The sequence below is a fragment of the Streptomyces chilikensis genome (assembly GCF_001642695.1).
GTDB lineage: Bacteria > Actinomycetota > Actinomycetes > Streptomycetales > Streptomycetaceae > Streptomyces > Streptomyces chilikensis.
The window spans coordinates 4,045,458-4,068,755 of record NZ_LWCC02000005.1 but is presented as its reverse complement, the minus strand read 5'-3'; the positions used below and the strand labels follow the sequence as shown (position 1 = coordinate 4,068,755).

General features: G+C 74.0%; 18 protein-coding genes and 1 riboswitch. Of the genes, 4 read left to right on the top strand and 14 right to left on the bottom strand.

Features of this window, described 5'->3' with window-relative positions; genetic code table 11:
- Positions 1-57: 57 nt before the first annotated feature.
- From A2U95_RS18225 to A2U95_RS18215, 3 genes are read right to left on the bottom strand one after another with little or no spacing between them, the layout of a single operon-like run.
- Positions 58-1,371, bottom strand: coding sequence for a bifunctional 3,4-dihydroxy-2-butanone-4-phosphate synthase/GTP cyclohydrolase II (locus A2U95_RS18225; protein ID WP_166023859.1), 1,314 nt, complete (start codon positions 1,369-1,371; stop codon positions 58-60).
- Positions 1,368-2,012, bottom strand: a complete 645-nt coding sequence (locus tag A2U95_RS18220; RefSeq protein ID WP_166023857.1) for a nicotinamide mononucleotide transporter family protein — start codon at positions 2,010-2,012, stop codon at positions 1,368-1,370. Before A2U95_RS18220 ends, A2U95_RS18225 begins: the two co-directional genes overlap by 4 nt.
- Positions 2,009-2,617, bottom strand: a complete 609-nt coding sequence (locus tag A2U95_RS18215) for a riboflavin synthase (protein ID WP_166023855.1) — start codon at positions 2,615-2,617, stop codon at positions 2,009-2,011. The genes A2U95_RS18220 and A2U95_RS18215 overlap by 4 nt, the downstream gene beginning before the upstream one ends.
- A 210-nt stretch (positions 2,618-2,827) precedes the next feature.
- Positions 2,828-2,958, bottom strand: a riboswitch (FMN riboswitch).
- A 150-nt stretch (positions 2,959-3,108) separates the two neighbouring features.
- Here A2U95_RS18215 and A2U95_RS18210 point away from each other — a divergent pair.
- Positions 3,109-4,350, top strand: a complete 1,242-nt coding sequence (locus A2U95_RS18210) for an MFS transporter (RefSeq protein WP_166023853.1) — start codon at positions 3,109-3,111, stop codon at positions 4,348-4,350.
- Between the two features lie 101 nt (positions 4,351-4,451).
- A complete protein-coding gene (locus A2U95_RS18205; RefSeq protein ID WP_166023851.1) occupies positions 4,452-5,873 on the top strand; it encodes a uracil-xanthine permease family protein in 1,422 nt (473 codons plus the stop codon).
- Here A2U95_RS18205 and A2U95_RS18200 read toward each other — a convergent pair.
- Entirely contained in the window at positions 5,855-6,943 is a 1,089-nt protein-coding gene (locus tag A2U95_RS18200; protein WP_166023849.1) for a glycoside hydrolase family 6 protein, read from the bottom strand. The genes A2U95_RS18205 and A2U95_RS18200 overlap by 19 nt on opposite strands.
- Positions 6,944-7,143: 200 nt before the next feature.
- Here A2U95_RS18200 and A2U95_RS18195 point away from each other — a divergent pair, with 200 nt between their 5' ends.
- Entirely contained in the window at positions 7,144-7,851 is a 708-nt protein-coding gene (locus A2U95_RS18195) for a DUF5995 family protein (RefSeq protein WP_166025352.1), read from the top strand.
- Between the two features lie 83 nt (positions 7,852-7,934).
- On the opposite strand, the gene A2U95_RS18190 is transcribed toward A2U95_RS18195, so the two are convergent.
- From A2U95_RS18190 to fmt, 10 genes are all read right to left on the bottom strand, one after another.
- Positions 7,935-9,632, bottom strand: coding sequence for a flavin monoamine oxidase family protein (locus A2U95_RS18190; protein ID WP_166023847.1), 1,698 nt, complete (start codon positions 9,630-9,632; stop codon positions 7,935-7,937).
- A 98-nt stretch (positions 9,633-9,730) separates the two neighbouring features.
- Positions 9,731-10,528, bottom strand: coding sequence for a carbon-nitrogen hydrolase family protein (locus A2U95_RS18185; protein WP_166023846.1), 798 nt, complete (start codon positions 10,526-10,528; stop codon positions 9,731-9,733).
- Positions 10,529-10,729: 201 nt separating this feature from the next.
- Positions 10,730-11,812 (bottom strand): MFS transporter, encoded by a 1,083-nt coding sequence (locus tag A2U95_RS18180; RefSeq protein WP_338104471.1) that lies wholly within the window; start codon positions 11,810-11,812, stop codon positions 10,730-10,732.
- Between the two features lie 104 nt (positions 11,813-11,916).
- Positions 11,917-12,381 carry an Lrp/AsnC family transcriptional regulator gene (locus tag A2U95_RS18175; protein ID WP_166023844.1) on the bottom strand — a complete coding sequence of 155 codons (465 nt, stop codon included), beginning with the start codon at positions 12,379-12,381 and terminating at the stop codon, positions 11,917-11,919.
- A gap of 48 nt (positions 12,382-12,429) precedes the next feature.
- Positions 12,430-13,872 (bottom strand): GuaB1 family IMP dehydrogenase-related protein, encoded by a 1,443-nt coding sequence (locus tag A2U95_RS18170; RefSeq protein WP_166023842.1) that lies wholly within the window; start codon positions 13,870-13,872, stop codon positions 12,430-12,432.
- A 322-nt stretch (positions 13,873-14,194) separates the two neighbouring features.
- Positions 14,195-17,671 carry a S8 family serine peptidase gene (locus tag A2U95_RS33385; RefSeq protein ID WP_277350910.1) on the bottom strand — a complete coding sequence of 1,159 codons (3,477 nt, stop codon included), beginning with the start codon at positions 17,669-17,671 and terminating at the stop codon, positions 14,195-14,197.
- Positions 17,672-18,019: 348 nt separating this feature from the next.
- Entirely contained in the window at positions 18,020-19,063 is a 1,044-nt protein-coding gene (locus tag A2U95_RS18160) for a sugar-binding transcriptional regulator (protein WP_166023840.1), read from the bottom strand.
- Positions 19,064-19,170: 107 nt separating this feature from the next.
- The gene (gene rpe, locus A2U95_RS18155) at positions 19,171-19,857 is read right to left on the bottom strand and encodes a ribulose-phosphate 3-epimerase (protein ID WP_166023838.1); all 687 of its coding nucleotides are present in this window, start codon (positions 19,855-19,857) and stop codon (positions 19,171-19,173) included.
- Positions 19,858-19,966: 109 nt separating this feature from the next.
- Complete coding sequence (locus tag A2U95_RS18150) at positions 19,967-21,397, bottom strand: RsmB/NOP family class I SAM-dependent RNA methyltransferase (protein ID WP_166023836.1); 1,431 nt, start codon at positions 21,395-21,397, stop codon at positions 19,967-19,969.
- Positions 21,398-21,527: 130 nt separating this feature from the next.
- Positions 21,528-22,460, bottom strand: coding sequence for a methionyl-tRNA formyltransferase (fmt, locus tag A2U95_RS18145; RefSeq protein WP_166023834.1), 933 nt, complete (start codon positions 22,458-22,460; stop codon positions 21,528-21,530).
- 245 nt (positions 22,461-22,705) lie between these two features.
- Between fmt and A2U95_RS18140 the strand changes: the two genes are divergently transcribed.
- Complete coding sequence (locus tag A2U95_RS18140; RefSeq protein WP_166023832.1) at positions 22,706-23,194, top strand: hypothetical protein; 489 nt, start codon at positions 22,706-22,708, stop codon at positions 23,192-23,194.
- Positions 23,195-23,298: the final 104 nt, after the last annotated feature.

Here is a 23,298-nt window from a genome sequence, read left to right as displayed (position 1 = left end):
GCTCCTGGGTGGGTTCGGGGTGGAAGTCGGGTACGGGAACCGCCGCGGGTTCCCCGGTCACTGGTCGTCGCAGCCGGCGACCGCGGCGCCGTCCTGGTCGAGCCAGGGCAGGTCGTGGCCCATCCGGTCGCGCTTGGTGCGCAGGTACCGGGCGTTGTGCTCGCCGGCCTGCACGGGCATGGGGATCCGGGAGAGGATCTCCATGCCGTGGCGGGCGAGGGCGTCGGTCTTGTCGGGGTTGTTGGTCATCACCCGCACGGTCCGGACGCCGAGGTCGGCGAGGATCCGCGCGCCGGCGCCGTAGTCCCGGGCGTCGGCGGGCAGGCCGAGTTCCAGGTTGGCGTCGAGGGTGTCGTGGCCGCGTTCCTGGAGTTCGTAGGCGCGCAGCTTGGACATCAGGCCGATGCCGCGGCCCTCGTGCCCGCGCAGGTAGACCAGGACGCCGCGGCCCGCCTCCTGGATGCGCTCCAGCGAGGCCTCCAGCTGGGGGCCGCAGTCGCAGCGCAGCGAGTGGAAGACGTCGCCGGTGAGGCACTCGGAGTGCAGCCGGACCAGCAGGTCGCGGCCGTCGCCGATGTCGCCGTGGACCAGCGCGACGTGCTCCACCCCGTCGACGGTGGAGCGGTAGCCGTAGGCGGTGAAGTCGCCGAACCGGGTGGGCAGGCGGACCTCGGCCTCGCGCCGCACGGTGGGCTCGGCGGAGCGCCGGTAGGCGATCAGGTCCTCGATGGAGACGATGGTCAGCCCGTGCTTGCGCGCGAAGGGCACCAGCTCGGGCAGCCGCAGCATCCGGCCGTCCTCCCCGGCGATCTCCACGATCACGCCGGCCGGCCGCATCCCGGCGAGCCGGGCCAGGTCGACGGCGGCCTCGGTGTGGCCGGGCCGCTCCAGCACGCCGCCGGGGCGGGCGCGCAGCGGGAAGACGTGGCCGGGGCGGACGAAGTCCTCCGGTCCGGCCGTGCCGCCGGCCAGCAGGCGCAGGGTGGCGGCGCGGTCCGCGGCGGAGATGCCGGTGGTGACGCCGTGGGCGGCGGTGGCGTCCACGGAGACGGTGAAGGCGGTCTTCATGGACTCGGTGTTCGCCCCGTCCCGCACCATCTGCGGAAGGCGCAGCCGGTCGAGTTCGCCGGCCTCCATGGGGGCGCAGATCAGGCCGCGGCACTCGCTCATCATGAAGGCGACGACCTCGGGGGTGGCCGCCTCGGCGGCGACCACCAGGTCGCCCTCGTTCTCGCGGTCCTCGTCGTCGACGACCACGACCGGGCGGCCGGCCGCAATGTCGGCGATCGCCTGTTCGACCGGGTCGAGGGCGAGCATCAGGGCGTCCGGGTCCTCCGGGCGCGGGTTCGGGGTCCAGACGGGTGCCGTCATGCCGGCGTTCCTTCCAGGGCGGGTCGCTGGGCGGCGCGCGACCGGAGCCACCAGTCGCGCATGCCCCACAGGACGAGTGCCCCGTAGACGAGGTAGATGAGACCGGAGAAGGCGAGTCCGCTCGCGAAGTTCAGCGGGACGCCGACCAGGTCGACCAGGAGCCAGGCGAACCAGAACTCGACCATGCCCTTGGCCTGCGCGTACATGGCGACCAGGGTGCCGACGAAGATGTAGGCGTCGGCCCAGGGGCTCCAGGAGAGGGAGGGGAAGAGGGTGAACAGGCCGCCGACCGCGAGGGTGCCGGCCACGGCGCCGGCGACCAGCAGACCGCGCTCGCGCCAGTCGGCGAACCGGACCTGCAGCGTTCCGTCCGCGGACGCCTTGCGCCCCACGGTCCAGGCGCGCCAGCCCCAGACGGCCACCACGATGACCACCAGCTGCTTGCCGACGCCGCCGCCCTGCTGGACGGCCGCGTTCGCCGCGATCAGCACCAGGCCGGACAGGAGCTGGAGCGGCCAGGTCCAGACGTTGCGCAGCCAGCCGAGGGCGAGCGCGGCGAGACCCAGCGTGTTGCCTATCAGGTCGGACCAGATGATGTGCTGCCCGAGGACGGTGAAGGCCTCCGCGTTGAGCCAGTTCACTTCGCGTCCTCCGTCCGGCCCGCTCCGACGAGCCGCTCCACGTACTTGGCGACGATGTCGACCTCGAGGTTGACCGGGTCGCCGGCCTGCTTGAGGCCGAGGGTGGTCAGCGCCAGGGTGGTGGGGATGAGGCTGACGGTGAAGAAGTCCTGGCCGGCCTCGACGACGGTGAGGCTGATGCCGTCGACGGTGACGGAGCCCTTGCCCACCACGTAGCGGGCCAGCTCGGCGGGGAGCGAGATCCTGACGATCTCCCAGTGCTCGGAGGCCTGGCGGTCGAGGACCGTGCCGGTGCCGTCGACGTGGCCCTGCACGATGTGCCCGCCCAGGCGGCCCCCGACGGGGGTGGGGCGTTCGAGGTTGACGCGGGAGCCGACGGTCAGGGCGCCGAGGCTGGACCTCTGGAGGGTCTCGGCCATGACGTCCGCGGTGAACTCGTCGTCCTCGTGCTCCACCACGGTGAGGCAGACGCCGTTGACCGCGATCGAGTCGCCGTGACGGGCGCCCTCGGTGACGACGGGGCCTCGCAGCCGGAACCGTGCGGCGTCGGCGAGCCGCTCGACGGCCGTCACCTCACCCAGCTCTTCGATGATGCCGGTGAACACTTCCCGGGTCCTCCTGCCGTGGCGGGCACGGACTCCGGGGCTGCCGACGAGGGCAGGGACACACGGGCACACGGACCGTCCGGTGTACGTCCGCGCCGGACGCCGGGACTCCACGGGCGCTCCGGCCGGCCACGCCGGAGGGCGCGGCCAGGGACGACGACCCACGGGTGGATGCCCGTATCCGGCGGACGACACGGATGTGCCTGCCCGCCGCGCACTGCCTCCCATCCGGACTTTAACCGTCGGTCCAGGAATTTCACCTGGTCAGCCGACCGCTGGAGGCGGCCGGGTCGCGGACTGTAACCGCCGGTTCGGATTTTCACCGACCCCGGAGTGCGCTGTTGGTCATTGATCTGACACGCCCAGTGTGCCATGCCCCCGATGACCGGAGACAGGCCACCCCTGTGGACTGGCTCACACCGGTCCTTCGCGCACGTGTACGGTCACGTCGGTGCAGGGTGCACCGAAGTTGGGCCCCGGGGAGGGACCGCGTGTCCGAGACGTCGTCCGGCGGACAGGCCTACGGGCCCCGCCAGGTGCGCAGCGCCCGCCACGCCGTGGCCGCGGTGTTCGCGGTGCACGGCGCGGTGGCGGGGTCGTTCGCCTCGCGCGTGCCGTGGGTCGCCGACCACGCGTCGGTGAGCGCGGGCCAGCTGGGACTGGCGCTGGCCATGCCCGCGCTGGGCGCCTCGGTGGCGATGCCGGTGGCGGGCCGGATCTCCCACCGGCTCGGGGCCCGGACCTCGCTGCGCCTGCTGCTGGCGGCGTGGACGCTCTCCCTGGTGCTGCCGGGACTCGCGCCGAACCTGCTCACCCTGTGCCCGGCCCTCTTCGTCTACGGCGCCACCTCCGGCATGGCCGACGTGGTGATGAACGCGCTCGGCGTGGAGGTGGAGAACCGGCTGGGCAGGTCGATCATGTCGGGCCTGCACGGCATGTGGAGCGCGGGCGCGCTGCTGGGATCCGCGGGCGGCACCCTCGCCGCGCACCTGGAGGCGGACGGCCGGCTGCACTTCACGGTCGCGGCGGCCGTGCTCACCGCGGTGGGCCTGGTGGTCTGCTCGTGGGTGCTGGACATACGGGCGGCCGTCGACGAGGAGCCGCCGCCGCGGTTCGCCCTGCCGCCCCGCTCCGCGGTGCTGATCGGCGCGATCGGCTTCTGCGCGGTGTTCGCCGAGGGCGCGAGCCTGGACTGGTCCGCGGTCTACCTGCGCGACGTGCTCGGGTCCTCGGCGACGCTCGCCGCGGCCTGCACCACCGGCTTCACGCTGACCATGGCCCTCGCCCGGTTCGCCGGCGACCCGGTGGTCGACCGCTTCGGGGCGGTGCGCACGGTGCGGGTGAGCGGCGCGCTGGCCGCCCTGGGCGGGGTGCTGGTGGTGACGGCCCCGCACCCGGCGGTCGCCATGGGCGGGTTCGCGCTGCTGGGGCTGGGCATCGCCGTGGTGGTGCCGCTCTGCTTCGCGGCCGCCGGGCGCAGCGGTCCCAACCCGAGCCAGGCCATCGCGGGCGTCGCGACCATCACCTACACCTCCGGGCTGGTGGCCCCCGGCGCCATCGGCGCACTGGCCGAGGCCACCAGTCTGGTGGCGTCGTTCGCCCTGGTGACGCTGCTGGCCTGCGGGGTGGCCGGGTTCGCCGGGGTGCTGCGCCCCGGGAACCGGGACGGGGAGGGGTCCGCGCGGTCCGGCGGGCCCGGCTCCGCCCGTCCCCCGGAGCATCCCGCAGGGTGACCGCGGTCGGCATCCGCCACAATGATGCGGACAGCGATCCTCCGGATGGACGGAACCGGTCGGAACCGGAGATCTTGAGAACCCCAGAAAGCGGAACTCCTATGGACCTCGGCGTGCGCTGGAAACTGCACGGCGACGGGCGTACGCCCGCACCCGGAGCAGTGGTACGCCCGGACGAACGACTCTCCTGGCCGCGCACCGCCGGGCTCGGCGCCCAGCACGTGGTCGCGATGTTCGGAGCGTCGTTCGTGGCCCCCATCCTGATGGGGCTGGACCCGAACCTCGCCATCATGATGTCGGGTGTCGCGACGGTCATCTTCCTGCTGGTCACCCGCGGCCGGGTGCCGAGCTACCTCGGCTGCTCGCTCTCGTTCGTCGGCGTCGCCGCGGTGATCCGGGCGCAGGGCGGGTCCAGCGCCACCGTGACCGGCGCGGTGTTCTGCGTGGGTGTGGCGCTCTTCCTGGTCGGTCTGGCGGTCCAGCGGTTCGGCGCCCGGATCATCCACTCGGCGATGCCTCCGGTGGTCACCGGCGCCGTCGTGATGCTCATCGGCTTCAACCTGGCCCCGGTCACGGCCACCACCTACTGGCCGCAGGACCAGTGGGTGGCGCTGCTGACCATGCTGTTCACCGGCTTCGCGGTGATCGCCCTGCGCGGTTTCTGGTCGCGCGTCGCGATCTTCCTCGGGCTGGTCTTCGGTTACGGCATCTCCTGGGTCTTCGACGCCGTCTTCGGCCGGATCCACTCCGCGGACGCCACCGGCAAGATCGTCGACCACTGGCGTCTGGACCTCTCCGCCGTCGGGGACGCCGCCTGGTTCGGTCTGCCCGACGTCCACGGTCCCGCGTTCGACTGGTCCGCCATCCTGGTGGCGCTGCCCGTGGTGATCGCGCTCGTCGCCGAGAACACCGGCCACATCAAGGCCGTCGGCGAGATGACCGGCGACCCGATGGACGACAAGCTGGGCAAGGCGATCTCCGCCGACGGCATCGGCTCGATGCTCTCCACCGCGGTGGGCGGTCCGCCGAACACCACGTACTCCGAGAACATCGGCGTGATGGCGGCGACCCGCGTCTACTCCACGGCCGCCTACTGGGCCGCCGCCTGCTTCGCCCTGCTCTTCGGTCTGTGTCCCAAGTTCGGCGCGGTCGTCGCGGCCATCCCGGGCGGCGTCCTGGGCGGCATCACGGTGATCCTGTACGGCATGATCGGCCTGCTGGGCGCCCAGATCTGGCTCAACGGCCGGGTCGACCTGCGCAACCCGCTCAACCTGGTGCCGGCCGCGGCGGGCATCATCATCGGCGTCGGCAACGTCTCCCTGCGGATCACCGACAACTTCACCCTGAGCGGCATCGCGCTGGGCACCCTGGTGGTCATCACCGGCTACCACGCCCTGCGCCTGTTCGCCCCGGCGCACATGAAGACGCAGGAGCCCCTGCTCGACGAGGGCACCTCGCGCTACGACACCGCGGAGGCGGACGCGGACGGCGGCGAGGGCGGCGGTCAGCGCGCCAGTTCGTAGGCGTAGGACGGGCTGAACACGCCCGCCTTGCCCCGGCAGCCGTCGGCCTCGCCCGGCAGCTTCACCCACAGATAGGCGTCGACACGGGCCTCGCCCGGGAAGAGCACGGGCGCCCGGCCGACCTTCCGGCCGGGCGGATCGCACCACTTCCCCCCGGGCGGAGGCCCGTTGCCGTTCCGGCTGGTGTCGATGACCGCGCCGTGGCCCGCCGGGGCGTCCATCGCCGCCAGGACCTCGCGGACGTAACGGACCTCGTCCGCGGTGCGGTGGAAGTTGGAGACGTTGCTGAAGACCCCGTCGGAGGACTCCGGCGCGGCGGCTCCGGCCTGGCGCAGCAGACCGGCCTGCTTGGGGGCGTCGTTCCAGCCGGAGTGCCCCGCGTCGTAGTAGACGCGGGCGCCCGGGGCCACGCGTTTGATCACCCGGCCGGCCCGGGCCAGCGCGGTGAAGCGGGCCTTCCGGTCCTCCTCGGACAGGCAGTACGCCTGGGCGACCGAGTCGGGTTCCAGGATCACGATCACCCGGCCGGTGCCGAGTCCGGTGGCGAACCGGTCGATCCACCGGTCGTAGGCGGAGAGGTCCTCGGCGCCGCCGGCGGAGTACTGGCCGCAGTCCCGGTGCGGAATCGTGTACGCCACCAGCACCGGGATCCGGCCCTGTCCGGCGGCCCGCGAGGTGACCGCGTGGACGCGGGCGGTGACGGTGCCGGCGTTGGGATCGGCGAACCAGACGGCGGCGGGGCGGGAGGCGATCCGGGAGTCGATCACCGGGCGGCGCGGGTCGCCCGGGTTCTTCCGCACCCACTCCACCACCTGGGAGTCGGGATGGAGGTAGAGCCGCCCGTCCGGGGCGGGAACCGCCGCCCCCGGTCCGGAGGCGGGCTTCCCGGCGGTCCAGGCCCGCGGCAGGGAGGTCTCCCCGATCCGCGGTACGTGGAACGGGAGCGCCCGGCCGGGCACGAGCCCGGCCTGCTGGAGGGCCTCGGCCCGCGGGGCCCGGGCGTGGGGGCCCTGGGCCGCCGGGTCGGCCGTCAGGGCCGCGGCGACCACGGCCACGGAGGCCGCGGCCATCCGCCACCGCCTGCGGGCGGGGCCCCGCAGCGGCCGCGTTCCCGCTCGGTCTGCTCGGTCCACGAGTGGTGCTCCCCTGTCGTGCTGCCTCGCTCCGGCGTCACCGGTCCGTGGCCGGGGTCCCCCACAGGGAGGAAGCGACCGGCACGGCGACACCTCGGTCAGCCTAGGGCTGGGAACCTGCTGCCATGGCCCGGAACATGGAAATCCCGACTCCTGTTGACACGGTGGAATACGCGCCGGTACGCGCGGTTGACGCCGTGGTCGAACGGATGCGCGTCCTGGACGCGTCGTTGCGTCCCCGGGACGGGGTCGCCGTCTTCAACCGGGTGTACCTCACGGTGACCTCGGAGTTCGCCGGGCTGCTCGGCGGCGGCCGGTTCCCGGACCGCGGGTCGGCGGCCACGCTCGGCGTCCTCTTCGCCGAGCGCTACCTGGCGGTCGCCGAGGCGGACCGCCGGGGCGGCCGGCTGCCCGCCTGCTGGCGTCCGCTGTTCCGGCTGCGCGGGCACCCGGGCGTGCGCCCGGTGCAGTTCGCGCTGGCCGGCATCAACGCGCACATCGGGCACGACCTGGTGCTGGCCGTGGTGGACTCCTGCCGGGCGATCGGCTGCGGTCCGGCCGATCTGGAGGACGAGTTCGAGCGGGTGGGCGACATCCTCGCCTCCCTGGAGGAGCGGGTCCGCGAGGAGCTGATGCCGGGACCGGACCTGTTCCAGGTGGCCGACCCGCTGACCCATCTGGCGGGGGCGTGGAGCCTGGACCGGGCCCGGGACACCACCTGGTCGATGGCGCGGGCGCTGTGGGCGCTGCGGCGGATGCCGGAGCTGGCCTCGGACTTCACCGGGCGGCTGGACGCCGCCGTGGGCGTGGTCGGGCGGATGCTCCTCACGCCGCTCGACCGCTGACCGCCGCTCGACCGCCGACCGCCGCTCGGCCGCCGACCGCCGGTGGGCGGCCGGCGGCCGGCGGAGCGTCCGCCGCGGCCGGCTCAGTCCTCCGGGAGCTCGACCGGCGCGATCTCGTCGAAGACGTCGCCCGGCCCCGGGTTGGACGGGTCGGTGGTGCCGCCCAGGTGACGCATGACGCCCCACACCGCGTTGAGCGCGGTCTGCACGGCGCCCTCGGCCCAGCCGGCCGTCCAGGAGATGTCGTCGCCCGCGAGGAACAGCCCGCGCCGGTCCTCCGGCAGCCGGTCCTGCACGAAGTGGGTGAACAGGCGGCGCTGGTACCGGTAGTGGCCGGGCAGGTTGGCCTTGAACGCGCCCATGAAGTAGGGCTCGTTCTCCCAGGAGACGGTGACCGGGTTGCCGATGATGTGGCTGCGGATGTCGAGGTTCGGGTAGATCTCGCCCAGCGACTTCAGCATGACCTCCATCCGCTCGTTGGCGGAGAGCGGGAGCCACTTGAGGCTGTCGTCGCACCAGGTGTAGGAGAGGCAGATGGCGGCCTGGCCGTCGGGGCCGTCGTCCAGCAGGTAGGTGCCGCGGGTCATCCGGTCGGTGAGGGTCATCGACATCAGGTCGCGCCCCGTCTCCGGGTCCTTGTCCTTCCAGAACGGACGGTCCACCGGCACGAACAGCTTGCTGGACTCCATGTAGTGGGTGCGCTCGACGGCGGTCCAGTGGTCGATCGGCAGCAGCGCGTCGTCGCACTGGATCTTGGAGAGCAGCATCCAGGACTGGGCGGTGAACACCGCGGCCCGGTAGGTGCGGATGTCCCCGTCCGCGTCGGTGACGGTGATCCGGTTGCCGGCCGTGCGGTGCAGCCGGGTGACGGCGGGGCGGGGCCCGCCGCCGGGGTGCAGCGAGCTCAGCGAGGTTCCGTACGGCCAGTGGACGATCTTCTCCGGCTCCCTGGTCCACAGCCGCAGCGGCAGCTGCTGGGAGCCGCCGACGATGCCGCGGTGGTGGTCGTCGGCCTCGGTGTAGACGACCCGGAGGATCTCCAGGATGGAGTTGGGGAAGTCGGTGTCCCAGCCGCCGGTGCCGAAGCCGACCTGGCCGAAGATCTCCCGGTCGCGGAACGAGGAGAAGGCCGGGGAGTCGCAGAGGAAGCCGTAGAAGGTCTGGTTGTCCAGCTTCTCGACCAGCCGCGCCCAGATCTCGCGGATGCGCGGCACGTCGCGCTCGCGGATGGCGCGGTTCATGTCGGAGAAGTCGGCGCCCTCCTCCAGGCAGCGGGCCCAGGCGTCGGCGACCCGGCGGTAGACCTCGGGGAGGTCGTCGGCGCTCTCCGCGTAGTGGGACTCGCCCTTGAGGTCGACCACCGTCGAAGGGGTGCACGGGGCGAGGGGGTTGGGGAAGGGCCTGGTCTCCAGGCCGACCAGGTCGATGTAGTGCTGGAGGGCGGTCGAGCTGGGCGGGAAGCGCATCGCGCCCAGTTCCGCGGTGAGTCCGGGGTCGCAGCCGTCGAAACCGACGGTGCGCAGCCGCCCGCCGAGCTGGTCGGCCTCGTACACGACGGGCTTGAGGCCCATCTTCATCAGTTCGTACGCGGTGACCAGGCCGGACAGTCCGCCGCCGATGACGGCGACCTCGGTGCCGTGCTCGGTGGCGGGCACCTGGCCGAGCCCGGCCGGGTGGGCCAGGTAGTCGTCGTAGGCGTAGGGGAAGTCCGGGCCGAACATGGTGACCGGGGGCAGTCCGTCACCGGGGTGCGGGACGGCGGTGGGCACGGTGGACGTCATCGGGGTACGGACTCCTGGGGATGCGGGCGGGTCGGGGCGGGGAGGGGCGGCCGGGTCGGGGCGGGGAGGGGTGGCCGGGTCCGGGCGGGGCGGCCGGTTCAGGCGGATCCGGCGAGCGGGCCGTAGAGGCCCGGGCGGCGGTCCCGGAGGTACGGGTTCGCCTGCCGGGAGGCGGCCGGGAGCAGCGGGTCGACCTCCGCGAGGAGGAGCTCCTCGCGCTGCCCGGCACGGGCGGTGGCGACGCCGTCGGGCCCGGCCAGCGTGGAGAGGCCGACGAAGTCGAACTCCCCTTCCCGGCCGCAGCGGTTGACGTAGGCGACGTACATCTGGTTCTCGAACGCCCGCACCGGGACCAGGGATTCGGCGACGAACCGGTACGGGTGCATCAGGGCGGTGGGGACCAGCAGGAGGTCGGTGCCGGCCAGGGCGTGGGCGCGGGTGTTCTCCGGGAACTCCACGTCGTAGCAGATCAGCAGCCCGACGGTGAGGTCGCCGAGCCGGGCCTGGACGACGGGGTCCTCGCCGGGGGTGAACAGGGCGCGCTCGAAGTCGCCGTAGAGGTGGGTCTTGCGGTAGTTGGCCAGCGGCGTCCCGTCGGCGGCGATCAGCCGGGCCGAGTTGTGGACCGTTCCGCCGTCCCGCTCGGGGTAGCCGTAGGCGATCGCGATGCCGTGCCGGGCCGCGACGGCGGCGAGCGCCTCGGCGGACGGCCCGTCCGCGGGCTCGGCGAGGCGGGGGACGGCGTCGCCGACGGCGTAGCCGGTCAGGAACATCTCCGGCGCGGTGATCAGTTCCGCCCCCGCGCGGGCGGCGCGGGCGGCCGCGGCGTCGAGGGCGGCGATGTTCGCCCCGACCTCGCCAGGACGGCCGGAGCTTTGGAGCAGGGCGGTGCGCATGTCGGGGTCTCCGGCGGGAAGGGGTGGATGAGCTGCGGTTTCGCCGCGCCACGACAGTACGGTGGCGGCGACGGGGCGGACAATACGCATCCGTTGCGGACAACCACCCGAAACGTTGCGCGCTCGCGCCCCGCGGCGTCGATTCGTTGCGCCCCCGCCGCCGGCCCGTGCCGCGGGGGCGCCGGGCGCGCGCCGCCGGGCTCAGCGGCGCAGGAGGAGGAACGCGGCCGGGACGGCGTAGGCGGACGCGAGGACCGCGAACGTGAGGCCGTGCGAGGCGCCGAGCGCCCCGTAGGCGCCGTACGCCGCCACGACCGCGAGGTCGGTGCCCATCCCCGCGACGGAGGTGACCGTCGCCCGTCCGGGCCCGCGGACCGCCCGCTGCAGCCGCGCGTCCGCCAGCACCGTGGCCAGCTGGAACCCGGCGAACGCGAGCCCCACCAGCGCCGCCACGGCGAGCGGGGCGCCGAGGAGCGCGCCCTGGGCCAGCGACGCCGCCGAGACCACCAGCAGCAGGGCCAGGCCGCGCCTGCCGCACCACCGCTCCGCCGGCCCGGCGAGCAGCCCTCCGGCCGCCGCGCCGGCCCAGATCACCAGCAGGTACCAGGAGACCTGTCCGTCCCCCGCCCCCGCCTCGCGGACCAGCAGCGGCGTGTACTCGTCGAGCGCGCCCCACACGCCGGCCACCGCAGGCACCAGCAGCAGCGCGCCGGCCGGCCACCGTGCGGGCCGTACCCGGGACGCGCCGGCCCCGTCGGGCTCGTCGGCCCCGTCGGCCTCGTGGGGTCCGTCACCGGGACCCCGGTGCTCCGGCATCACGTGCGCGGCCCCGGCCGCCAGCACGCACGCGCCGACCGACACCAGGCCGACCAGCGTGTATCCGCCCGCCTCCAGCAGCGGCCCGGCCGCCGCCATGGAGGCGACGACGCCGAGCGTCTCCGCCGTCCGGGCCCGCCCCATCACCGCCGGGTACCTCGCCACCGCGCCGGTGCGCGCCAGTTCGTCGTGCACCAGCGCCTCCAGCGCCCCCGAGGCGAGCGCTCCGCCCAGCCCCCACAGCGCGAACCCGGCGGCGAAGGACCAGTAGGAGGGCGCCCAGACCCACAGCGCGAAGCCCGCGGCGGTCAGCAGCGGTCCCGCGCGCAGCGCGGCGCGGCGGGAGTGCGCGTCCGCCCAGGCTCCGGACGGCACCTCGGCGAGGACGCCGGTCACCGACCACAGCGTGAAGAGCGAGGAGATCTGTCCCACGGACAGTCCGGTGTCGGCGAGGAGCAGCGCGTACACCGGGTAGAGGGCGACGCAGTCGCCCAGGAAGGAGTGGCCGTACAGCGCCGCCGTCAGGCGACGGCGGTCACCCGCGGCGTCGGAAGGTCAGTGTCGTCGGCGCTTCATACCGTCGAGGGTAGCCCGGATCCGCCGGAGAAGCGCCGCAGCAGCGGGGAGAGGACCAGGACCGATTTGGTCCGCTCGACGAACGGCTCCCCGGCGATCCGTTCCAGCACCTGCTCGAAGTGGCGCATGTCCGCGGCGAACACCTGTACCACCGCGTCCGCCTCCCCCGTGACGGTGGAGGCGGACACGACCTCGGGATAACGCTCCAGGCCGCGCCGGATGGTCTCCGGCGAGGTGTTGCCCCGGCAGTAGATCTCGACCAGGCCCTCGGTGGACCAGCCGAGCGCGGCCGGTTCCACGCGGACCGTGAAACCGGTGATCACCCCGGTCGCCCGCAGCCGGTCCACCCGCCGTTTCACGGCGGGCGCGGACAGGCCGACCATCTGGCCGATGTCGGCGTAGGACCGGCGCGCGTCCTCGGCGAGGGCGCGCACGATGCGTTCGTCGAGCTCGTTCAGCAAGGCGGGTGGATCACTTCCGTACGAGGTCTGTACGGGCAGTAGAACAGATCAGCTCCAGCTGGCGTGCAGCGGCTTGCCCTCGGCGTAGCCGGCCGCGCTCTGGACGCCGACCACGGCCTTGTCGGCGAACTCCGCCAGGTCGCCCGCGCCTGCGTAGGTGCAGGAGGAGCGGACGCCCGCGACGATCGAGTCGATCAGGTCCTCGACGCCCGGCCGCTGCGGGTCGAGGAACATCCGCGAGGTGGAGATGCCCTCCTCGAAGAGGCCCTTGCGGGCCCGGTCGTACGCGGACTCCTCGGAGGTGCGGTTGGCCACCGCGCGGGCCGAGGCCATGCCGAAGGACTCCTTGTAGAGCCGCCCGTCGGGGGCCTGCTGGAGGTCGCCCGGGGACTCGTAGGTGCCGGCGAACCAGGAGCCGATCATCACGTTGGACGCGCCGGCCGCGAGGGCCATCGCCACGTCGCGGGGGTGGCGGACGCCGCCGTCGGCCCAGACGTGCTTGCCGTGCTTCCTCGCCTCGGCGGCGCACTCCAGGACGGCGGAGAACTGCGGGCGTCCCACGCCGGTCATCATCCGGGTGGTGCACATGGCGCCGGGTCCGACGCCCACCTTGACGATGTCGGCGCCGGCCTCGATCAGGTCGCGCACGCCCTGCGCGGAGACGACGTTGCCGGCGACGACCGGCACCTGCGGGTCGAGCGCCCGGACGGTGCGGACGGCGCTGATCATCGACTCCTGGTGGCCGTGCGCGGTGTCGATGACCAGGGTGTCGATCCCGGCGTCGAGCAGCTGCTTCGCCTTGCCCGCGACGTCGCCGTTGATGCCGACCGCGGCGGCGACGCGGAGTCGGCCTCGCGCGTCGACGGCGGGGGTGTACAGGGTGGCGCGCAGCGCGCCCTTGCGGGTGAGGATGCCGGCCAGCCGGCCCTCGGAGTCGACCGCGGGGGCGTAGCGGCGGTTGGCGGAGTCGAGGGTGTTGAACGCCTCGCGCGGGTCGATGTCGGCGCTCAGCAGCACGAGGTCGCGGGACATGACCTGCGTCAGCTGGGTGAACCGGTCGACGCCGGAGAGGTCGCGGTCGGTGACCACGCCGATGGGCTTGTACTCCGCGTCGACGACCACGCCGGCGTTGTGGGCCCGCTTGGGCAGCAGGGAGAGCGCGTCGGCGACGGTCTGGTGCGGGGAGAGCACGATGGGCGTGTCCAGCACCAGGTGGCGGCCCTTGACCCAGCCGACCACCTCGGTGACGACCTCGATCGGGATGTCCTGGGGGACGACCACCAGGCCACCGCGGCGGGCGACGGTCTCCGCCATGCGGCGGCCGGCGACGGCGGTCATGTTGGCGACGACCAGCGGGACCGTGGTGCCGGTGCCGTCCGGCGAGGACAGGTCGACGGCCTGACGGGAGCCGACGGAGGAGCGGCTCGGAACCATGAAGACGTCGTCGTAGGTGAGGTCGTACGTCGGCTGGACGTCGTTGAGGAATCGCACGTGCACATCCCGAAACACAGATACGGCCCTGCGGCGTGGACCGCCGAGGGAAAAAGGCACGTACTTCAGTCTCCCCCGGCGGATGCCGGAGGAACCAGAGGCTGATCGTCCGGAATCGCGCTCCTCGCTCTTGTGGGTTCCTACCAGGATCGGGCGCCGGACGGCGGGGGCCCGGCAGCGGGAAGTGCTCCCGGGCGTGCCGGCCGGACCGGATGCGGGCCCAAGGCGCCTGCGGCGTCCGTCACCTGCCGGATCCGCCGCCGCGTGTGCCCGGGGCCGGCCCCGCCGCGGGAGGCGGCGGGACGGGCCCCGGGGTGCCGCGTCAGCCCAGGTCGGGACGCTCGGTGACCTTCAGGGCGTTGACGAGCGACTTGCCGTCAACGGCGACGAAGCGCAGGTTCAGCCGGCCGTCGTCCACCGTGACCCGGAAGGTCTTGGTGAGCGCGGTCCGCCGGCCGGTCTCCAGCGCGATGTCGAGGTTGTCCACGACGGTCCTCCCCTCGGCCATCACGTCGAAGACGCGCTTGCCGGGGGCCTTGTCGCCGATCTCCGCGAAGTCGACCTCGATCTCGTACACGCCGTCCACGACGTCGTCGAAGCGGTACTCCAGCGCGCCCTCGCGGGCGGTGGCGAAGCGGGCGTCGTCCTTCGTGCCCGCGATGTCGCCGGAGGTCCGGACGACACCGGACCTGCCGATCCAGCCGTAGGAGCCGGCCCTGTACTCCCGGTCGGCGCTCCAGGAGGCGCCGTCGGAGTCCTCTCCGGGGGCGGTGGCGGCTCCGGCGTCGAGCGCCCTGCTGTAGCCCGGCACCACCAGGGTGACCGGCACGGTGAACTCGGGCGCCCGGCCCGAGGCGGAGTGGATGGTGATCTCCGTCGTGTAGACCTGGCCGGCGGTCAGGCCGCTGGTGGAGACGGCGAGGCCGACCTCGGTCCCGGCGCCCTTGGCGAGGGTGCCGGTGGCGCCCTCCAGGGTCAGCCAGTCCGCGTCCTCGGTGACCGTGAAGTCCGTGGCGGAGCCGGCGTTGGCGAGTCCGACGCTCCGCTCGCGGTCCTCGCCCGGCGGCACGACGACGCCGATCTCCTCGGCGGAGGCGCTGACGGCGCCGGTGGCGAGGGACGCGCTGACCTCGACCAGTTCGCCGGGGCCCACCTCGACGGTCTTCTCGAAGGCGCCGTAGGCGGGAGCCCGGACGACGACCTCGTTCTCGCCGCCGGGCACCCGCAGGGTGTAGCCGCCGTTGGCCCCGGTGACCGCGGTGACCCCGCCGGCCTCGACCGTGGCGCCGTCGACGGGCAGGCCGTCGTTGGCGTCGGTGACCACCCCGTGGATCCTGGCGCTGGTGTCACGGAAGGAGATGCTCAGCCCGTCCTCGAGCACGGCCTGGTTGTGCGAGTACTGCAGGGCGACGGTGCCGGTGGCGTTCTCGATGCCGACGGTGGCGCTGTTGCCCCGCAGCCGGGCGTTGCCGGCCGGGACGTCCTTGTACCGGTAGGTGATGTCCCCGCTCTCGGTGAGCTCCACCGAGAAGGAGAAGTACGTGGTGGTGCCCCGCGGGGCGACGTCGCGCCATTCCACCAGGAACTTGCGGTTCGGGGCCTCGCCGTAGGACTTGGTGTGGACCGATCCCGTCGCGGTCACGGCCAGGTCGTCCCAGAACGGGTACAGGGCCGCGTTCGGGGCGGCGGCGGCCGGGAGGGCGACGTTGGAGTAGGCGGTGGAGCTGCCGCCGAAGGTCAGCACGCCGTTGGTGTTGAGGTGGCCGGAGCCGTAGCGGGTCCCGTACAGCGGGAAGGAGAACGGCAGGGTCACCGCCGCGGCGGCGTCGTCGCCGGTGAGGGCCAGCGGGGTGTCGCCGGCGATCCACTGCGCGGAGCCGGTGGAGCAGGCCGTTCCGAAGGAGTCCTTGCGGGCGGGCAGGGTGATGTCGAGGGTCAGGTCGCCGCCGACCGAGATCTCCTCGGTGGCCCCGGTCAGGCAGAGGGACGAGGAGACGGCCTCGACGGTGTGGTCGCCGTGGGGGACGACGGCGGAGTACGTGCCGTCGTCCTCCGTGGTGACGGAGACCGGGGTGCCGGTGAAGGAGACGGTGGCGCCGGCGACCGGCCCCGAGGCGGAGGAGACGGTGCCGGAGACGGTGGAGGACGGGGCCCGGTCCATCTCGATCGCGGCGGAGGCGGTGGCGCCCTCGGTGACGGTGACCTGGGCGGTGCCGTTCAGGTAGCCGTACTTGGAGGCGGTCAGCGTGTACTCGCCGACCGACAGGACGGGCAGTTCGTAGGCGCCGTCCGCGCCGGAGGTGACGGAGCGGTCGATGGGGCCGTCCACGGCGATCCGCGCCCCGGCCAGCGGTTCGCCGCCGGAGGTGACGGTGCCGCTCAGGGAGCCGACCGCGCCGCGCGGCGCGTTCTCGACCGCGGCGAGCGCGTCGAGCTTGCCCTCGCCGAAGACGTTGTTGCGCTCGGCGGTGCCGCCGCACTGCAGGTTCTCGGTGTCGACGGCCGTCCGGCCGAGCAGCGCCTCGGTGGCGTCGACGTCGCCGAGCATCTGCGGCGACGCCGACCAGATCAGGGCGACGGCGCCCGCGGTGTGCGGGGAGGCCATGGAGGTGCCGTTGTAGCTGCTGTAGCCGCCGGGGACGGAGGAGCGGATGCCGACGCCGGGGGCGGCGATGTCCGGCTTGACCGTGCCGGCCTCGCCGGGGCCGCGGGACGAGAAGGAGGCGATGGCGCCGTTCGCGTCGAAGGCGCCGGTGGAGTAGCTGGAGGTATACGTGCCCGGGGAGCCCGAGGTGCTGCAGGCCGAGCCGGAGTTGCCGTTGGAGAAGGCGGGGAAGATGCCCGCGGCGCGCCAGGCGTCGACGATCTCCTGGTACCAGTCGTCGAAGCCGTTGCCGCCCCAGGAGTTGTTCACCACGTCGGGCGCCAGGTCCGGCCGGGGGTTGTCGCCGGCGCGGTCGGTCGGGGCGACGATCCACTCGCCGGAGGCCAGCAGGGAGGCGTCGGAGCAGGAGCTGGACTCACAGCCCTTGGCGGCGATCCAGGTGGCGCCGGGTGCGACGCCGATCTGGTTGGCGCCGCCGTCGTCGCCGACCATGGTGCCCATGGTGTGGGTGCCGTGGCCGTTGTTGTCGCACGGGGCGCCGCCGGCGCAGACCGAGGCCGGGTCGAACCAGTTGTGGTCGTGGCTGAAGGTTCCGTCGCCGTTCCTCCCGCGGTAGGAACCGGCCACGGCCGCGTGGGTGTGGTCGACGCCGGTGTCGATGTTGGCGACCACGACGCCCTCGCCGCGGACGCCCTGGCCCGTCCAGACGTCGGGGGCGTTGACGGCGTCGATGTTCCACTCGACGCCGGAGACGGTACTGCGGCGCTCGCCCTTCGTGGGCTCGTCGAGCTTGATCGCCCGGTCGGCGCGGATCGACTCGACCTCGGGCAGTTCCGCGATCTTCTCCGCCACCTTCTCGGTGGCGGTCACCTGGACCGTGTTGATGATCCAGAAGGAGCGGGCCTCCGCGCCGTTCTCCTCGGCGATCGACAGGACGTCGGCCTGGCTCTCCTCGGCCGTCTCCTTCTTGGACCGCAGCACCTCGGCGCCGCGGGCGGACTTGCCGGTGAGCCTGTTGGCGCCGGTCAGGTCCGCGTCCTGGCGGAGGTTCACCCAGAAGGTGGTCTTCCCCCCGTCCTCGAACTCCTCGATCACCTTCTTCTCCGCCTTGGCCGGCAGGCTCTCGGCGGCGGTCGGCGCGGCCACGGCGCCGAGGGCTCCGAGGGGCAGCAGCGCCATGGACGTCAGAGCCACCAAGGCGGCCCTGACCGGTCTCCGGTTCGGTCTCAACAGGTCTCCATCCCACGTACGGCGGGGATCTCCCGCCCCGACTCGCTGCAGTCGTGCTGAGTGACGGAACGCCGGAGCCGGGCAGCCACGGGCCCGGCGACCGGGCCATTCTTGGATCACGTGCACGACGGCACAAGGACGGGAATGCGCCTTCCGTGCGGAGCCGGCCCGAAAACGCCGGCCCGCACCGGGAGAGCGCGGATCCGTCTTCGCAGGACGGCGCGGCGGGCCCGGGGAACGCGAACGGCCCGCGCCGGGGGCGCGGGCCGTCGGAGGGACCGGCCGGATTCCGCCGGACCGGCCGAGGGGACGTCACATGCCGTCCGGATCGGCCCGGTTGAGGGCGGGAGCGGGCGCCGGGCCCGCGGCCAGCAGGTAGTCGGCGGCCGAGGTGTCGGTCACCAGGCTGGTGACCAGGCCCGACCGCAGCACCGCGTCGATCGCGGCGCCCTTGCGGGCGCCTCCGGCGATGGCGACCACCTCGGGGATGCGGCGCAGCTGCTCCGCCTTCACCGTGATGCACCGCTCCCCCAGGTCCCGGCCCACCCGCCGGCCCTGCGCGTCGAAGAGGTGCGCCGACATCTCCGCCGCGACGCCCAGCGAGGCGTAGTGCTCCCGCTCCTCGTCGCTGAGCATGTCGTGCACCGTGGAGACGCCCGGGTCCCAGGAACCGATGGAGACGCAGGCGACGGTGACCTTGTCGAAGTACTCGAAGGCGCGGGCGATCCCCGTCTGGTTGCGCAGCGCCGCCGCGGTGGCCGCGTCGGGCAGCAGCATCGGCGCGTAGATGGGGTGGGCGTCGCCGCCCGACACCTGTGCGGCGCGCCGCACCGCCTCCACCGAGCCGCGCTCGGCGGTCCCGGCGTCGTAGACGCCCGTCAGCTGGACCACCGTGCACTGCGGCAGCTTGTTGAGCGCCACCGCCATGTGGATGGTGGACCGGCCCCAGGCCAGCCCCAGGACGTCCCCCTCGTCGACCAGCTCGCCGAGGAGGTCCGCGGCGACCTCGCCGAGGTTCTCCGGGTCCGGGGAGTCCTGTGCCTCGGCGGGGGACTCGACCACGACGGCGTGCCGCAGGCCGTACCGGGCGCGGAGCGCGTCGGAGCGCTCGGCGTCCAGCTCGGCCGGGACACGGATCTCGATCCGCACGAGGTCCCTCTCGAGGGCGGTCTCCAGGACCCGCGCCACCTTGAAGCGGCTCACGCCGAACTCCTCGGCGATCTGGATCTTGGACTTCCCCTCGAGGTAGAAGCGGCGGGCCATGGCCGCCGCCTGCACCAGCTCAGCGGGACCCATCCGCATGGCTGACCGGCCCGCCGACATACCCGACACGGCGCTCTCCTCACTGCTGTTCACATCTTGGACCTGCCGTCCATCCTCGCAGATGTGGCAGGGCGGGTCCGCCTCGATCGGCGTCGTTCACTTTCTGTTGGCCTGGCTTCCGCCGGGCAGGGCGTCCGCGCTCAGTGGGCGCACGCCCAGGAGGCGGAGGCGGTGGCCGACTCCGCCTTCGCCCGCAGCGCGCGGACCGCCTCGGCCGGGTCCTGCGCGCCGTACACCGCGGAGCCCGCCACGAACACGTCCGCGCCCGCCTCGGCGCAGCGCTCGATGGTGGCCTCCGAGACGCCGCCGTCGATCTGCAGCCAGAGCTCCAGGCCGTGCTTGGAGATCAGCTCACGGGTGCGGCGGATCTTCGGCAGCATGATGTCGAGGAACGCCTGACCGCCGAAGCCCGGCTCGACCGTCATGATCAGCAGCATGTCGAGCTCGGGGAGGAGGTCCTCGTAGGGCTCGATCGGCGTGGCCGGACGCAGTGCCATGGAGGCGCGGGCGCCCTTGGCGCGGATCTCCCGCGCGAGCCGGACCGGCGCGGCGGCCGCCTCCACGTGGAAGGTGACCGACCCGGCCCCGGCCTCGACGTACTGCGGAGCCCAGCGGTCCGGCTGCTCGATCATCAGATGACAGTCCAGCGGGGTGTCGGTCGCCCGCGCCAGGGACTCGACCACCGGCACGCCGAGGGTCAGGTTGGGCACGAAGTGGTTGTCCATCACGTCGACGTGGAGCCAGTCGGCCCCCGCGACCGCCTCCGCCTCGTCGGCGAGGCGCGCGAAGTCGGCGGAGAGGATGCTCGGGTTGATCTGCACGGCCATGCTCACAGCCTGCCATGGCGCAGACCTTTCGGGGGCATCCGGGTGCCCCCTGTTTTCCGCCCGGGCGGCCGGACGGGGCGCGGTCCGGGCCGCGCCCCGTCCGCGGTCGTCACCGCAGGCGGCGGAAGAGCGCCAGGTACATGGCGTCGGTGCCGTGCAGATGCGGCCAGAGCTGCACGTCGGGCCCCTCCCCCAGGTCCGGCACGCCGGGCAGCAGGGGCCGCGCGTCGAGGAGTTCCGCCTCGCCGTCGCGCTGCTTGAGGACGTCGTGGACGACGGCCCGGGTCTCGGCCAGGTGCGGCGAGCAGGTCACGTATCCGACGACCCCGCCGACCCGCACCGAGTCCAGCGCCGTGCGCAGCAGCGCCCGCTGCAGCGGCGCGAACCCGTCCAGGTCCTCGGGCCGGCGCCGCCACCGCGCCTCGGGCCGGCGCCGCAGCGCCCCCAGGCCGGTGCACGGCACGTCCATCAGGACCCGGTCGAACGAGCCGGGCCGCCACGGCGGCCGCGTCCCGTCGGCCGCGATCACCTGGTACGGACCGGGGTTGCCCTCCAGCGCGCGCGCCACCAGCCCGGCGCGGTGCGGCTGCTTCTCCGAGGCGAGCAGCACGGCGCCGCGCTCGGCGGCCAGTCCGGCGAGCAGCGCCGCCTTGCCGCCGGGGCCCGCGCAGCCGTCCAGCCACGCCTTGTCGGGACCTTCCAGCGGCGCGGCGGCCAGGGCCAGGGCGACCAGCTGGCTGCCCTCGTCCTGGACGCCGGCGCGGCCCTCGCGGACCGCCTCCACCGCACCGGGTTCGCCGCCCTCGGTCAGCCGGACCGCGTAGGGGGACCAGCGTCCGGGCGCCGCGGCCTCCTCGCCCAGCGACTCCAGCAGCTCCGCGGCGGTGGCCCGCCCGGGGCGCGCCACGAGGGTCACCGCGGGCCGCTCGTTGTCCGCCGCCAGCAGCTCCTCCACCCCGGCCCGGCCGCCGCCCAGCGAGTCCCACAGCGAGGAGACCACCCAGCGCGGGTGGGAGTGGACGACCGCGAGGTGGTCCTCGGGGTCCTCGTCGTACGGCGGGGCGACGCGCTCCAGCCAGGCGTCCAGGTCGTGCCGGGCGATCTTGCGCAGGACGGCGTTGACGAACTTGGCCCTGCCGTCGCCGAGCACCACCCGGGCCAGTTCCACGGTGGCGGAGACGGCGGCGTGCGGCGGGATGCGGGTGCCGAGGAGCTGGTGCGCGCCGAGGGCGAGCACGTCGAGCACCGGCGGGTCCACCTCGCGCAGCGGCCGGTCGACGCAGTCGGCGATGATCGCGTCGTAGGTGCCCTGGCGGCGCAGCGTCCCGTAGACCAGTTCGGTGGCGAGCGCGGCGTCTCGGCCCTCGAAGCCGCCCTTCTCCCGGGCCTTGCGCAGCAGCGGCGGCAGGACCAGGTTGGCGTACGCGTCCCGTTCGTCGACGGCGCGCAGCGCCTCGAAGGCGAGGATGCGGACCGGGTCCTTCTGGGGCCGGCGGTACGGCTTGGCGGGCTTGCGGGGCCGGCGGGAGGGGTCGCTCACGAAAAAGGTGCTCCGGATCGCAGAGATCGAGAATCGAAGAAGGGGTGATACCTCCCCAGACTACGTCCCGCCGCGCCGCCCCCGGCCGCCCGGCCCGCTCCGGTCCGGCCCGCTCCGGCCCCGCCCGGTCTCAGCCGCCCAGCGTCTCCCCGGCCGCGATCCGCGCCCCGCGCGCCCAGTCGGCGGCGCGCATCGGCTTCTTGCCCTGGGGGCGCACCCACATCAGCTCGACGGCGTGCGAGCCGGTGCCGACGTACACGTTGTTCTTGGCCGCCGCGATCTCGCCGGGCGCCAGGTCGGTCCGGTCGGCGACCAGGGCGGTCTGGGTCAGCTTCAGCCGCTCGCCGCGGAAGGTGGTCCAGGCGCCGGGCGCGGGGTTGCAGCCGCGCACCACCCGGTCCACGCGCAGGGCGGGGGCGGCCCAGTCGACGCGCGCGTCCTCCACCGTGATCTTCGGCGCGAGGCTGATGCCGTCGGCGGGCTGCGGAACGGGCCGCAGGGAGCCGTCCTCGATGCCGTCCATGGTGGCGGCCAGCAGCCCGGCGCCGGCCAGCGAGAGCCGGGTGAGCAGGTCGCCGGCGGTGTCGGTGGCGCGGACCGACTCGGTGACGGTGCCGTACACCGGTCCGGAGTCCAGGCCCTCCTCGATCTGGAAGGTGGAGGCGCCGGTGATCTCGTCGCCGGCCATCACGGCGTGCTGCACGGGGGCGGCGCCGCGCCAGGCGGGCAGCAGCGAGAAGTGCAGGTTCACCCAGCCGCGGGCGGGGACGTCGAGGGCGACGCGGGGCAGCAGGGCGCCGTAGGCCACCACCGGGCAGCAGTCCGGGGCGATCTCGCGCAGCCGGGCGAGGAACGCCTCGTCGCGCGGGGTGGCGGGCTTGAGCACCTCGATGCCGGCCTCCTCGGCCCGCTCGGCCACCGGGCTCGCCACCAGCCGGCGGCCCCGTCCGGCGGGCGCGTCGGGGCGGGTGACGACGGCGGCCACCTCGTGCCGCCCGGAGGCGATCAGTGCGTCCAGGGCGGGGAGGGCGACCTCGGGGGTGCCTGCGAAGACGAGCTTCATGGGTGGTGTCGGGCCTCTCGGGGCGGGGATGCGGGCGGCGCACCAGTCTAGGAGGCCGCGGGAGGTCCGGGGCGACGCGGTGGACCGCCCGCGCGTGCGGCGGCGCCGGGGCGCGCGGTGGGCGCCGAGCGCCCCCGCGACCGTGACCCCCCGGGGGTCGGGCGCGTTGGTCAAAGGAGAGTTGACCACAACGGGCCGCCACCACCGCGGCCGATCCTTTCATCGCCGGTTCGAGAGGCTTGTTCATGGCCGACCACGCAACCCACGACGCCCAGGCGCGGGCCAGCCTGCATCTTCTGGTACGGGACATCGAGCGGGTCCGCCGGCAGGTGGACGCGCTGCGTACGCTCACCGCCCAGCTCGGGAACGTCTATCGCCCGCGGCGTACGGGGTCCTCCGCCGGGTTCGTCGTCTACGGTCGGGCGCCGGCGCCGACGGTGCGGCTCGCCCAGGAACTGCGCGACAGCGTCGAGACGCTGGTCACGGCGGCGGTGGACTTCGACCGGTCGCTGGGGTTCTCGTGGGACGCGGTGGGTTCCGCGCTGGGGGTCACCAAGCAGGCGGTGCACCGGCGGTACGGGGCGCGGCGGGCGGCGCAGCAGGCGGCCGCCGACGCGGAACGCCAGGCCCGTCAGCAGCCGCCCGCCGCGGGCGACCTCCCCCCGGTCCCCGCGGCCCGCCAGCCCCTCCCCGACCGCCCCGCATCCTTCCCCTCCCCCCGCAACGGCACCTGACCGCGCCCGCCCCCGCGGACGGCCACGCCCCGCGGGGCGACCGCGCGCCGCCCAGGGGGCTGTCGCCCGCAGACGGCAACGGGACGGTGCCGGGACCGCATCCG

What these genes read in the sequence shown, in the direction of transcription:
- A2U95_RS18190 (WP_166023847.1), bottom strand. Translation starts at nt 9,632, where the DNA reads ATGACGTCCACCGTGCCCACCGCCGTCCCGCACCCCGGTGACGGACTG.
- A2U95_RS18140 (WP_166023832.1), top strand. Translation starts at nt 22,706, where the DNA reads ATGGCCGACCACGCAACCCACGACGCCCAGGCGCGGGCCAGCCTGCAT.
- rpe (WP_166023838.1), bottom strand. Translation starts at nt 19,857, where the DNA reads ATGGCCGTGCAGATCAACCCGAGCATCCTCTCCGCCGACTTCGCGCGC.
- A2U95_RS18185 (WP_166023846.1), bottom strand. Translation starts at nt 10,528, where the DNA reads ATGCGCACCGCCCTGCTCCAAAGCTCCGGCCGTCCTGGCGAGGTCGGG.
- A2U95_RS18225 (WP_166023859.1), bottom strand. Translation starts at nt 1,371, where the DNA reads ATGACGGCACCCGTCTGGACCCCGAACCCGCGCCCGGAGGACCCGGAC.
- A2U95_RS18205 (WP_166023851.1), top strand. Translation starts at nt 4,452, where the DNA reads ATGGACCTCGGCGTGCGCTGGAAACTGCACGGCGACGGGCGTACGCCC.
- A2U95_RS18195 (WP_166025352.1), top strand. Translation starts at nt 7,144, where the DNA reads ATGGAAATCCCGACTCCTGTTGACACGGTGGAATACGCGCCGGTACGC.
- A2U95_RS18200 (WP_166023849.1), bottom strand. Translation starts at nt 6,943, where the DNA reads ATGGCCGCGGCCTCCGTGGCCGTGGTCGCCGCGGCCCTGACGGCCGAC.
- fmt (WP_166023834.1), bottom strand. Translation starts at nt 22,460, where the DNA reads ATGAAGCTCGTCTTCGCAGGCACCCCCGAGGTCGCCCTCCCCGCCCTG.